The organism is Leptospira jelokensis (genome assembly GCF_004769635.1).
Taxonomy (GTDB): Bacteria; Spirochaetota; Leptospiria; order Leptospirales; family Leptospiraceae; genus Leptospira_A; species Leptospira_A jelokensis.
Genome location: NZ_RQGH01000028.1, coordinates 1 through 12,615, shown reverse-complemented (window position 1 = coordinate 12,615; position 12,615 = coordinate 1). Strand labels below are relative to the sequence as shown.

General features: G+C 37.7%; 12 protein-coding genes and 2 pseudogenes. 12 read left to right on the top strand and 2 right to left on the bottom strand.

Going from position 1 to position 12,615, the window contains the following annotated elements; translation table 11 throughout:
- The first annotated feature begins 4 nt into the window (after nt 1–4).
- The 5 genes from EHQ62_RS13990 (at nt 5) to EHQ62_RS13970 (ending at nt 4,203) form a co-directional block, all read left to right on the top strand.
- Complete coding sequence (locus EHQ62_RS13990) at nt 5–808, top strand: DUF1365 domain-containing protein (RefSeq protein ID WP_135644378.1); 804 nt, start codon at nt 5–7, stop codon at nt 806–808.
- Entirely contained in the window at nt 765–2,078 is a 1,314-nt protein-coding gene (locus EHQ62_RS13985; RefSeq protein WP_208720702.1) for an SAM-dependent methyltransferase, read from the top strand. Before EHQ62_RS13990 ends, EHQ62_RS13985 begins: the two co-directional genes overlap by 44 nt.
- A gap of 113 nt (nt 2,079–2,191) precedes the next feature.
- Entirely contained in the window at nt 2,192–2,638 is a 447-nt protein-coding gene (locus EHQ62_RS13980) for an SRPBCC family protein (protein WP_135644374.1), read from the top strand.
- Nucleotides 2,639–2,696: 58 nt separating this feature from the next.
- Nucleotides 2,697–3,059, top strand: coding sequence for a protein kinase family protein (locus EHQ62_RS13975; RefSeq protein ID WP_015679287.1), 363 nt, complete (start codon nt 2,697–2,699; stop codon nt 3,057–3,059).
- A gap of 82 nt (nt 3,060–3,141) precedes the next feature.
- A complete protein-coding gene (locus EHQ62_RS13970) occupies nt 3,142–4,203 on the top strand; it encodes a DUF1574 domain-containing protein (protein ID WP_135643833.1) in 1,062 nt (353 codons plus the stop codon).
- On the opposite strand, the gene EHQ62_RS13965 is transcribed toward EHQ62_RS13970, so the two are convergent.
- Nucleotides 4,157–5,668, bottom strand: a complete 1,512-nt coding sequence (locus tag EHQ62_RS13965) for a peptidase MA family protein (protein ID WP_208720701.1) — start codon at nt 5,666–5,668, stop codon at nt 4,157–4,159. The genes EHQ62_RS13970 and EHQ62_RS13965 overlap by 47 nt on opposite strands.
- A 51-nt stretch (nt 5,669–5,719) precedes the next feature.
- Between EHQ62_RS13965 and EHQ62_RS13960 the strand changes: the two genes are divergently transcribed.
- The 7 genes and pseudogenes from EHQ62_RS13960 to EHQ62_RS18750 all read left to right on the top strand — a co-directional run.
- Nucleotides 5,720–6,310, top strand: coding sequence for a hypothetical protein (locus tag EHQ62_RS13960; RefSeq protein WP_208720700.1), 591 nt, complete (start codon nt 5,720–5,722; stop codon nt 6,308–6,310).
- A gap of 34 nt (nt 6,311–6,344) precedes the next feature.
- On the top strand, nt 6,345–7,820 hold the full coding sequence (locus EHQ62_RS13955) for a sugar phosphate nucleotidyltransferase (protein WP_135643829.1): 1,476 nt from the start codon (nt 6,345–6,347) through the stop codon (nt 7,818–7,820).
- Entirely contained in the window at nt 7,810–8,850 is a 1,041-nt protein-coding gene (locus tag EHQ62_RS13950) for an NAD-dependent epimerase/dehydratase family protein (RefSeq protein ID WP_135643827.1), read from the top strand. The genes EHQ62_RS13955 and EHQ62_RS13950 overlap by 11 nt, the downstream gene beginning before the upstream one ends.
- Nucleotide 8,851: 1 nt before the next feature.
- Complete coding sequence (locus EHQ62_RS13945) at nt 8,852–9,574, top strand: glycosyltransferase family 2 protein (protein ID WP_135643825.1); 723 nt, start codon at nt 8,852–8,854, stop codon at nt 9,572–9,574.
- Nucleotides 9,547–11,130: a hypothetical protein gene (locus EHQ62_RS13940; RefSeq protein WP_208720699.1), complete on the top strand. Its 1,584-nt coding sequence runs from the start codon at nt 9,547–9,549 to the stop codon at nt 11,128–11,130. The genes EHQ62_RS13945 and EHQ62_RS13940 overlap by 28 nt, the downstream gene beginning before the upstream one ends.
- Before the next feature lie 3 nt (nt 11,131–11,133).
- Nucleotides 11,134–11,538, top strand: coding sequence for a hypothetical protein (locus EHQ62_RS18755; RefSeq protein ID WP_425269540.1), 405 nt, complete (start codon nt 11,134–11,136; stop codon nt 11,536–11,538).
- Nucleotides 11,529–11,915 (top strand): annotated as a pseudogene (locus EHQ62_RS18750) (PDZ domain-containing protein); the annotation flags it as partial. The gene EHQ62_RS18755 and the pseudogene EHQ62_RS18750, both read left to right, overlap by 10 nt.
- Here the strand turns inward: EHQ62_RS18750 and EHQ62_RS13925 are convergent.
- Nucleotides 11,912–12,615 (bottom strand): annotated as a pseudogene (locus EHQ62_RS13925) (AZOBR_p60025 family cell surface glycopolymer formation protein); the annotation flags it as partial. The pseudogenes EHQ62_RS18750 and EHQ62_RS13925 sit on opposite strands and share 4 nt — an antisense overlap.

The window sequence follows — 12,615 nt, the reverse complement described above, 5'->3', positions numbered from 1 at the left end:
ATGTATGTATGAAGCGGACGTATTCCATATGCGTACCGCTCCGACCCAAAACAAATTCCAATATAAAATCTTTAATTTTTATATTGATTTGGAAGAAATAGACCAGTTGTCCCACAAAAGTTTGTTTTTCTCGCGGAATCGGTGGAATTTATTTTCTTACTTCGACAAAGACCATTTGCAATTTGGAAAACAGACAACCTATGACAATGTGAAAGCGTTTTTGGAAGCGTCTGGAGTGAAAGGTCCTTTCGGAAAAATTTACCTTTTAACCAATTTTCGGGTACTTGGTTATGTGTTTAACCCGGTAAGTTTTTATTTTTGTTTTACTCCAGAGGGAGCACCACTCATCGCCATTGCAGAAGTTGGGAATACCTTTGGGGAAATCAAACCATACATTGGTAAATTCCAAACAGGGAAAGGTACAATTGCAGACCCAGAAGTGTTCATACGAGAACCAAAACATTTTTATGTCTCACCTTTTATCCCTTTGGATTCTGAATTCGAATTTCGATTGAATGTTCCCAATGAAAAATTACAGATTGGAGTCGACTCTTATGAAGCTGGGAAACGGATTTTAATCACATCCTTTATCGGAAAAAAAATCCCATTTAAGACCCAATCCTTATTAAAACTTTTCATCCAATTTCCATTTATTACCGTCAAAATAATAACATTGATTCATTGGCAAGCCTTCAAGTTGTGGATCAAAAAAATTCCTTATATAAAGAAACACCAAAACTTAGAGAAACAAACAGGAGTTCCCCTTGGAAAAATCAGCGAACCAGTCCCTTTTACAAGAAACGATTGATTCAGAACTTTTTACAGAACTAAAGGATAAAACGGTCACCGAACAATATCCCATTTACAAAAAGATATTTTTTAAAGCGATGAGTTCCATGAAAAGGGGATCATTGCGAATGATTCTACCTAACGGGGAGCAGGTGGTGCTCGGAGATTCGAATAGCGATTTCGAACCAAAATTCCACTCCGCTATCATCCACGTGAAAGACCCTGTTTTCTTCAAAAAATCTGTATTACATGGTGATATTGGTTTTTCTGAATCCTATCTCACTGGTGATTGGGACACAGACTCCATTGAAAACGTGATATCATGGTTTATTTTGAATGTGGATGAAGCCCCTAATTTATCAGGTGCTAAGAAAAAACTTTTCCATTTGGATTTGTTCAATTTGGGAAATAAATTCTTACATTTCCTAAGAAGGAATACACTTACGGGAAGTAAAAAAAACATTGTAGAACATTACGATTTAGGAAATCGTTTTTATAAACTATTCTTAGATCCTACGATGACCTATAGTTCTGCTTATTTTGAGTCACTTGACCAAACTTTAGAAGAAGCACAAACCACGAAGGTAGATAAACTCTGCCAAAAGTTAAAATTAAATCCGAACGACCATTTATTGGAAATTGGGAGTGGATGGGGATTTTTATCCATCCATGCGGCAAAAAATTATGGATGTAAAGTAACGACTGTTACTCTGTCTGAAGAACAATACAAATATGCAAAAGAACGAATTGCAAACGAAGGTTTGTCAGACAAAATTGAGATTCGGATCCAAGACTACCGAAAAATTGAGGGTAAGTTCACAAAATTAGTGTCTGTAGAAATGTTAGAAGCAGTCGGTGACGCCTTTTATGAAACCTTTTTCCAAAAATGCCAGGACTTACTCACACAGGATGGGATCATGGCACTCCAAGTGATCACATGCCCTGACTCTAGGTTCACAGCTTTCAAAAAGGGGATTGATTTCATCCAAAAACACATTTTCCCAGGTTCATTATTACCTTCGATTGGCCGAATGAACCAAGCAATCAACCGCACAGGCGATATGTACTTACACCATTTGGAAGATATGGGTCTGAGTTACGCAAAAACGCTTCGGATTTGGTTACGTGCCTTTGAAGACAATTTGGCTTTGGTGAGACAACAAGGGTATAGTGAAACGTTTATCCGTAAGTGGAGGTACTACTTAGCATATTGTGCTGCTGCGTTCCAAATGCGAAACATCAGTGTGATACAATCTGTTTATGTCAGACCCAACAACCTAAACATCTAATCTTCGAATTAGAAATTCGAATCTACCAATGGATGGATGAATTTCGATCCATTGGTAGTCATTTCCCTAAAAAACATCTTGCCAAACCAAATGAAAACCGTATCTCTCTGTCTATGAGAGAAACCAAGTCTGTTTTTACATTTGATGAACCGATTGAACGATTGTGGTCAGCGGTCACCGTTTATGAAGTGTTAGTGCATTGGTTGGCAGATGAGGTGAGGGGAAGACCAAAAGTGGGAGGTGAGTTTTCTTGGACTTGGGAATTAGGTCTCGAAGGGAATTTCACATCACATGGAGTGTATAAAAAAATTGAACCATTAAAAGAACTTGTGATGGAATGGAAAGACCATCCTGCTGGTGATATTTTTTTACAGTTATTATTTGAAAGTTCGGGACCAAATCAATCCAAATTAACGATTGTTAATGGGGGGTTTCCTGACAATGATTCTTCACAAGTATGGCTAGATGGTGCCAAAGAGGCATGGGACGGACAAGCTGTACACTTAAAAGACTTCTTAAAACAAAATCCAGATATCAGCAAATTTATGAAAAAAACTTGATCTCTCGACCCTTTCTAAAATCCTGGTAAAAGTAAGGGTTGTTAAGGAGGGTTGGAAGATGGAATATCCTGAATTGGAATCTTATTTCCAGAAATTAACTGATATAACAGACCGTATCGCAATGATGAACAATCATTTTGATGCGACACCTGAGATCGACATACCACAGTTAACTGAGTTTTTTGATGATATCCAATCAAAAGATTGGGAAAACACTGATAGAGAGTATTACGAACTTTTTACTAGTTATTTCACTTTCCACGTGAAAACAGTGGAAGAAATCATCCAAGAAGCACGTGAAATCTTAAATCCAGAGAATAGAGAACACGTGAAAAAATTAGTGAGCCATGTTCGTAAGGCTGATGATTGGTTCCTCAGTCTTAAAAAGAAACGTAAACTTGCTCGCACACAAGTAGCATAAACACTTTCTCCCTCATTCGAAAGTCTGGGGGAGGTTCTCAATTCGCTTTACATTTTAATCCGTTTCCTTTCTCCTTTCAGATATGCTCAAGGCACGGTTCCTTTTTTACCCAGTTTTTCTTTTAGTTTTTTTGTTTTGTGTGGATTCAATTTTTAGAATCCCTTATGTGCAAATCATTACAAAGATTGACCTAACGGCGGTTAACTACAAAGCAAAAGCTGACTTTTTGGATTCTCTCATCCAAAAAAAATCTGGGATTGGAGAGGCAAAAACGAAAAAAATCATGTTGATTTTGGGTTCTTCCCGCCTTTTGTACTTTGATCATGATGAATTGGTTTCGTTTTACCCAGAGTGGGAGATTTATAACCTTTCTTCAGCCGTAACAACTCCTGCTTATTATGATTACCAATTAACAAAACTTTTGGATGCTGGCATCAAACCTGATCTTGTGATCATGGAAACAGACCCAAACCAGTTCAACCAAAACTCTGTATTCAAAAGTTCCAATTTAACCTATAGTTTTGACTTAGGGTATGTGTTTTCTAATATCCAATTGTTTGGAAAAGACTATGTTTCTTTTTACCTTGGGCGCAAACTTTTTGCGGTGGGTACTTACAAACCATACCTCGACCAAATGTGGAAAAATTACAAAAATCCATATTTAACCAATGCTTTTGAGATGCACAAAGCGACTTACGATTATATATTATCGCATAATGGAAATGGACTTTCGCCTATCGACAATTATATGGAGAAAAACTCGAATTCATTATTACAAACAAGCCACAGAACCTTGGATTGGTTGTTTGCCTCCTACCAAAGGAGTGGAATGCAATTTGGATTTTATGAAAAAATTCTTTCGAGGTTGAATCAGGAAGGTATCAAAGTGGTAGTCGTATGGCCCTTGTCTTCCCCAGATTTTGAATCGTTAATGGAAAAAGAATCTCTAGTTGGTTATTGGGAAAAAGAAGTGAATGAGATCACATCCAAATACAATTATTCCATTCTGAAATTAAAAAATGATCCCTCTTACTCTTGTAATGCGTTTGCGGATGGAGGCCACGTAGCGAAGGATTGTTACCGTGGTCTGATGCGTTCTATTCTATTGGAATACTTTCGGAAGTATGAACCAAACCGCTTGTAAATTCAAATCCACAAATGGGGAATTGGTGGCCAGGTTCGCTACCAATCACTGACTTTAAAGATCTTGGTTTTGTCCTTATGTGAGACAAATCCCCTGTCGTTTCTGTTACATTCCGAACACTTGCATTGAATCCAGAAGGGGAGTCTGCCCATAATAAGATTCCTTTCCCAATTCCAATAACACGACCATAATTTTTTCGAGTAGGATTTGTAGGTATGTTCGTTGGTGCAGAATTATAAAAGTTAGTCGATCCTTGTTTGATATTTGTTTTCGGGGTTACAGGCAAAACTGGATTTGTTATAAGCCGATTCAAACTAGTGGGAAGTGGGTAGTAGTGGACTGCATTTGACAAATCAATTGTATTGATATTCCCGCCATCACTTTGCACCTGTTCTACATTGGAAAAATTGGTTCCTGACAACCCAAAACTATAGCCAGTGATGAGAGTGTACATACGAAAGAAGATATCGGAATTCTGGGTGGTGAGAGCAGAGGATTGGAAATTGGCACTGGTTTGGAAGACTGACATCAAACTTCCAGTGGAGTTGGCACGAATCCCATTCGCACCTAACACGGAATTACGAAAAAAACTTTGTTTTTCTGCCTCTGTTGTTCCAGAACTTTCATAAAGAAACTTCATAAATACATAGGCAAATGCATATTGTTTGAGAACTTCACTACTGCTATTATTCCAATCTAACAAGGAAACACCGTTGATCCCATCCGAACAACGTGATTCTCTCCCCGCATAACAATCCAAACGACTGGTTTGAGGTCCAAACCCTGCAATGTCACTTGCCACTTCGCTTGTACCTTCGTTGATCCAAAGTTCGTCGGATTGACCCACTTCATACATCCTAGGGAAACGAAGTAAGTGTTGGAATTCGTGTGCAGCGGTGGATGTAAATGCGGTTGGATCAGAATTATTTGCGGCAATTAGTTCTTTGCCATCTAAGTACAATACTTCTGCGTAATTGGAGCGAATTCTTGATAAAAAATTGTCTGGAAAATAATTCACTGGGTCATAGTAACCAGCCACATAAGCACTGTTTGTTGTTGCCCCATCTCTGATATCCATTACCAATATTTTGATTTTGCCATCCCCATCTCTGTCACTTGGAGTTCCAAATGTTGCGATGAGTTTGTTGTAAGTATTGGTGTCAAAAACTTTCCCAAAATTCACCAAATCGTAATTAGTGGAAAGGGATACTTCTTTATACACTTGTACATTGTTTCCATCATACAAAAGTTGAACAGGAACACAGACACTCGATTGTGTGGTAAGGTCCCTTGCCCAAAGACCACTTCCTGTATTACAATTACCAATGAGTAATAAATACGTTCCGAGTAAAACCGAAGTATTGTCATTCGGTTCTTCTTTTGTGGCAAGGAGTAGGGGGTAACAATTGAAAAAAATAGATGAAATAAATAGAAGAGCAGTGATTACTCGGTAATTCAAGTGCATAAATTTTTGATTTTATCCCTTATTTGCCTTCTACCTGTTTGGACGAACCCTATGGTAGGAAAATCACTGGAAGGATTGTATTTTTCAGACCGTCAAACAACTGAAAATGGATACCTAGTGATAGGTATAGAAATTTTCCAGGAAAAAGGAAAGTTTTTTTATTACGCGCAAGAACTTCGTTTTAAAAAAACCTTAGGTTGGGAGGAAATCCTCTTTGTAGGGAAAATTACGAGTACTGCAGAGGGAATGGCTTTGGTTCCTGAGGGATGCCAAATCCGTGCGATGAAAGAATGGGGGCAGAAGTTTGCACTCCTTCGCCGTTTCGATTGTGAACACTTACAATTCACAGTTTCAAAAAACCAGGACAAGGTCTGGGTTTTGTCCGAATCACTCCTCGGAACCTTAAACAATATCCCTCTTGTCTACGAGTTGGAGCATAGAGCAGGGAACCCAGTAGGGGTTCACTTGAGTGGCTTGCCTTTCGGTAGGGAAGGGATTTGGGGCTTCCATTTGAATGGGATTGGCAATGGCAATCCTGAAAGGACTTGGAACCCTTCCAAAGGGAATTGGGAGCCGTTTACGGGCTTTGGGGACCAAGGTGACCTGCAATTCTACCGATGGAAACGAACCTTTTCTAATTGACCCAATCCTTCCTTCCAGGGACTTTCCTTTTACATTGAAAAAGATCAGAATTGGGGTGATTGCCGCCGCTGGAAAAGGTACCAGAGCGTATCCCCGTACAAGTTTTATACCAAAACCTCTCTTTGTCATCGAAGGAAAAACCATCCTCCACCGGAATGTGGAGCTTATGGCGAAAACATTCGGGATTGAGAAGGTGTATGTCCTTGTTGGCCATCTAAAAGAACAAATTAAGGCTGAAGTAGAACACATTCGATTGGCACTTCCTAAAGTTGTGATCGAAACTGTGTTATGGACGGAAAAAGGATTGGCATCCGACGTTGCAAGTTTGGAAAAAATGATCCATGAGCCTTTCCTTACCATTTTAGGTGATGAATTTTATTACCGTTCCAATCATGAAATGTTTCTCAAAGTATTGAAGAAACATCCTAAAATGTCTGCATCGATTGGGATCGTCAAAACATCCCTTCTCTCTCGTATCCGGAAGAACTATTCAGTTGTATTAGAAGATGATAAAATTCTAAATCTTGTCGAAAAACCAGAAAACCCTCCCAACGAACTTTTGGGACTTGGCAGTTATTATTTTACTCCCGAATACTTTGAAGTTTTTAAAAAAACACCTGCCTCCCCGAAATCTGGCGTAATCGAAATTACGGATGTCATTGATAAGATGGCAAAAGAAACGAGTGGTGGCGTATATGCAACCACCCTCAATTGTGAATATTTTAATATCAACTCGATGCAAGACTACTACCATGCAGTCTATGAAGTTCGTAATGATTTGTTTTCCAAATTCAAAACGAGTTTGATTATCCCTACCAATCATAATGAACGTTCGATTACGGATGTCATTGTTGATTTTAAAGACAAATTCAATGAAATCATTGTAATAGATAATGAATCAACAGATGAAACTCTTTCACTTGCTAAAAAGGAAAAGGTAAAGACCTATACTTTTCCAGGTGATGGCGACCCATCTTTACTTGGAGAACAAGTTCGTCGTGGGATAGAATATGCAACGGGTGATATCTTGGTTGTGGTATCACCGGACGGATCGTTTCGTTCGAAAGATTTCCCAAAATTATTGGAATACATGAAAGACTCGGACATGGTCATCGGAACAAGGACCACAAGGCAGATGATTGAACAAGGTTCCAATTTAAAACCTTTGTACCGATTGGTGAATTTACTGATGGGAAAACTTGTGGAAGTGTTTTGGTGGGGCCAAGAACCAAGATTTACAGATGTGGATTGTCAGTTCTTTTCCATTTGGCGAGAATCTTATGACCGAGTCAAACCCCAGTTAGTTGTTGAAGACCGTAAGTTCATTGTTGAGATGATGATTGATATTGTTAGGTCTCACATGAGGTGTATCGAAATTCCTGTTTCTTATTTTAAACCAGTAGGACAAGTGGAATACCGATTACGGGATATGATTTCGGATTCATTCCAAATATTAAAATTGATTTTATCAAAAAAGTTTTTCTTAGGAGAAAGTCGCGATGGCGAATAAAGTATTAGTAACCGGTGGTTGTGGGTTTTTAGGGTCCCATGTATGTGAATTATTTCGTAAAGAAGGTTGGGATGTTGTCAGTTTTGATAACATGACAAAATATGAGTTAAAACGAACTGGTTACGGAACAGATGCCACTAGAGATTATAATTGGAACTATTTGAAATCACTTGGTGTCACCATGGTGAAAGGTGACATTCGGAACTTGGAACACCTAATGGACCGAAGTGTAGATTGTGATTACATCATCCACACTGCTGCACAACCTGCGATGACCATTTCTTGGGAAGATCCAGAACTTGATTTTTCAACCAATGTGATTGGAACCTTTAATGTTATGGAAGCCGCAAGGAAACACAAAATCCCGGTAGTAAACACTTCTTCCATCCATGTTTATGGAAATTCGATTAACGATAGCTTAAAAGAAGACAAAACTTCATATGTGAGAGAGCCTGTGGAAATTCCAGTTACACACCCAACTATGGTGGGTCAAATTTCTCCTCTTCATGCATCCAAAATGAGTGCCGAACATTATGTTCGCTCTTATACCGATATGTATGGAGTTAAAGCTGCGAGTTTTCGATTTACTGGTATTTACGGTGAACGTCAGTTTGGTGGAGAAGACCATGGTTGGGTAGCAAATTTTGCGATTCGGTCTGTTTTTGGTCTTCCACTCCGTATTTTTGGAACAGGAAAACAAACACGAGATATTTTACACGCAGAAGATGGTGCAAAATCCTATTTGGAATTTTTTAAGAATCCAATCCCTGGTGTTTATAACATTGGTGGTGCAAGCCCACATAAAATTTCCTTGTTAGATTGTATCTCACTCATTGGTGAAATTCTTGGTAAAAAACAAGAAATTCTATTTGAAGTGGAAAGACCAGGTGACATGCGTTATTTTATTTGTGATATCACTGAAGCGAAGAAATTTGGATTTAATCCTAAAATCCTTCCAAAAGAAGGTGTGACTCGCTTACTCAAGTGGATTGAAGCAAACAAAGAAGTATTCAACATCGCTGGTAAATAAAATGGCAAATCGAACCCTTGTGGTGATCCCAGCTTATAATGAAGCAGCCACAATTGAAGAAGTGGTGCGAGGTGCGATCGCCTATGCAGATGTATCCGTCACGGATGATGCCAGTAAAGATGATACTCCTGCCATCTTAAAAAAACTCTCGAAAGAATTTGGGAAGAGACTACATGTCATCCGGCATGAAAAAAATACCCATATTCCCAAAGGTATCCAAGATGGAATGAAATATGCTGTTGAAAAAAAATACGATTGGGTCATCACTATGGATGCAGGTTTGTCTCATGATGCCAATTACCTAAAAGAATTCATCCAATTTCCAAATTGTGATTTGGTCATTGGATCACGTACTTCTACGGTGAATGTTCCTTTGTATCGTAAGTTTATTTCATGGTTAGCTGCAAAAGTGATGAACTACTGTTTGTCCAATGGAGTTTTTAATTTGTTTGGGAATCGTTTGCGCGATTGTACAAGCGGTTATCGACGTTATTCCAAACCTATGTTTGAAAAAATTGCAAATTACCCATTGGAATCAGTTGCTTTTGATTTTCATATGGAAGCTTTGTCTATTGTTTCTAAAAATAATGGAAACATCAAAGAACTTCCTATCAAATATGTTTTTTCGAATAGCAGTTTTAATCGTAAGGTTTTGAAACTAGCCATTCAATTTGCAAAAAAACTTTTGTTAAGAAAATGGAAACTGATCCCCGACTACCCATAACAAAAAGCCGTATTGGAATCAAATGGAAGGTATTTTTTGTCACCATTTGTTTGTTAGTTGGTATTTTCTCACTCGATAGAATTTTGTTTAATGAATTGTATTTTTTGTTTCCCAACGAAACTGAGTGGGATTCATCACCTTGGTACAATTTTATATACAAAACAAAATCCCTACAAAAACAAAAAAAGGAACACCGAACCATCATCACAGGTAGTTCCGTGGCTTTGTATTCAGTCCTTCCAGATGAATTGAATCAAAAAGAAAATCGAAAAACAAAATACGATTTTTTTTCCCATGTTGCAATGTCACCAACAGATCTTTATTATTATAAAGAGACCTTACTTTCAACTCGTCCTGACGTAGTTGTATACTTACATAACTTTGCTGATTTGCAATGGGAGTATTTGGAAAAAAAAGATCAGTCCTTGGAATTCCAAGAAGAGATTTGGATAAACCAATTAGCCGATCGGTATCCTACCAAAACAATTTACCCAACACAGTACTTAAAAGATTATTGGAATCGAATTTCAAGAAAATCATTTTCCAAATTGGCAACGAAGTCAATGTTTTATGTGAGTCGGTTCCGAGTGTTTTTTTGGGATCCCATCATTGTTTACATTGATAACCATTTCCGAAGTGGACGGAAATACCACCTCTACCAAGGTGCGATCCCAAAGGAAGGGATTTGGTCAAAAGGTTGGACGAAAGAATCGGCAAACATTCGTTGTAGCGAACAAAGAGAACGTGAGTCAATATTCATTCAAAAACCAAATACAGACGTAACCTTTCAATTTTACCAAAACCAAAAAACCCACGATGCAAAAACTCCAAGTGTAACAATTCAAAAATCTTTTCCAAAATCAGGTTGGACTGATATCGAATGGAACGAATTGGTTGGAAAAGAAAACGATTGGCAATTTGTTCAAATCCAAGTGAATACGAATCTTACAACTGCCAAAGAAGTAAATTTGATTCGTTATGGCAAAGATGAACCGGTTGGAATTCGATTGTCTCATTTTTTTTGTAAACCATTGGCATCTGAAAGTTATGCATATTCCAGAAGGAGTTTTTGGGATGACACTCGTTTCATCCAAATGAGTGATTCAGAGTTTAGAAACGAATACTTTGAACGAATGATCCGTGATTCAGGGAATAGAAATGAACTCTTTCGCCTACACAAGGTTAGGGAAGCAAAAAAAATGGTGAATGCTGTTGGTTTCGAGCCTTGGAAAGAATACAATCGGATCTTAGAAATTTCTGATTATTTTCAATCCAAAAAAATCCCCTTTGTTTTGGTTTTGAGTCCCGAAAATCCCATAGAGTTTGCATTTTATAAAGACTCCCAATGGAGAAAAGAATGGGTAGGTGATTTGCGTCGTAAATTAGAGGAAAGAGGACAGGTCCTCATCGATCATACCGAAGTTGTTAAGGATGTTCGGTATTTTTTTGATCCACACCATTTAACGTACGAAGGTGCAAGTTATTATAATTACATTTTTGCCAAGTCAGTAGAACCATATTTGTCACATCCAAAAACAGAATCGTTTCAGGAGTAAACTATGTTGTTAAAAAAGTTAAATCCAATATTTAAGTACTTAAATTCAAAACAGTGGTTAACGGTTTCTGTTTTTTTATTATTATGGGGGATCACTTCGGTTTCCTATTGGAAAAAATACGAATGGAACCCAAGCTCCATGGTTAATTTTGGACATGAATTCGCGTTGCAAAACAAATCCGAAACTCCAGAAAATGTTATACTTTTTAAGGGTGAATCTGGAGATTTAGGGGCTGGGTATGACGGACAAATTTTTTATTATTTCTCACGACCACTTTCTAATTTTAATTTAAATTGGCCAAAAGGATTTGATGAATCCTACCGTGCCCCACGTATCGGTTATCCAATGTTAGTTGGTATTTTTGGTTTGTTTGGGAAAAAGAGTGCCATTTTTGGGATGTATTTTTAGAACTATCGGAGCAATACCTTACAGAACACGGGAACCAATGGCGAAACCGCGTGAGTAAAGAATTATTATATTTAAATGATTTTTACCGAATCAAACGAAACCCAAAAGAAGGGAAAATTGTATTTTTATCACAAGTATTCCCACTATCAGGGAATAAGGCGTATCATACAACCCACCAAGTAATCTTAAAATCTGTGAATGGAAAAGAAATTTCTTCCCTTGAGGATCTCAAACAAATTGTAAACCAATCCGATTCTCCATTCATAAGATTCGTATTAGGTGATGGTTACGAACTCATTTTCAAAAAAGATGAAATCCGAAGCCTAAATGAAGAAGCCAAAAAGAATTTTCAAATCCAACAGGATTTCAATTTCTAAAAGCCAACTTGGTAATTCATTTGTTTTGAAATGAATAAAACTTTTATAAGAAATAAAAACAAAATGAGGATGGTGACCAAGATGTATTCTTGTTTGCGAATGGTCTTATCTTCATTCATAAGTAAAAGTAAAATTGGGATGCTAAGTGTGAACATCCTCGATACGTTTTCATAAACAGACCAAAAATGATAATACCCAGCTGTGCCTACCATAAAGAGGACCAATAAAAACGAAATTCTAAACTCCCAACCTTTTTTTAGTTTTCCAGTGAAGGGCAAAAATACTCCCAAAAAAAACAAAACCACTAAAGGGAATCGACTCAAAAGCCGTGCAAGTTCCTTTACGTTACTACCAGCGGCCAATTGGCTCCAAATGGATTCCATATAGGAAATCAGTCCTTCAAACGGGAGGATAAAGTCTGTTAGCCGGCCTGGCCTCCAATTAGGAAAACGATACGATAAATACAAATGCCAACACACGGGGATCACCAAAACTGATCCTACCACAATCATTTTTTTCCAATCTTTTCGAAATAAGGCAGCCAAGCCAAGAGGGAATAACAAAAATAGTGCCGGTTCTTTTGTGAGGATGGCCAAACTAGATAATAAAACAAATAATAAGTATTTTTCTTTTACATAAAAATAATATGCAATGATTAGGATGGAAACCATAACGGAATCACTAACCAATACATAATAAC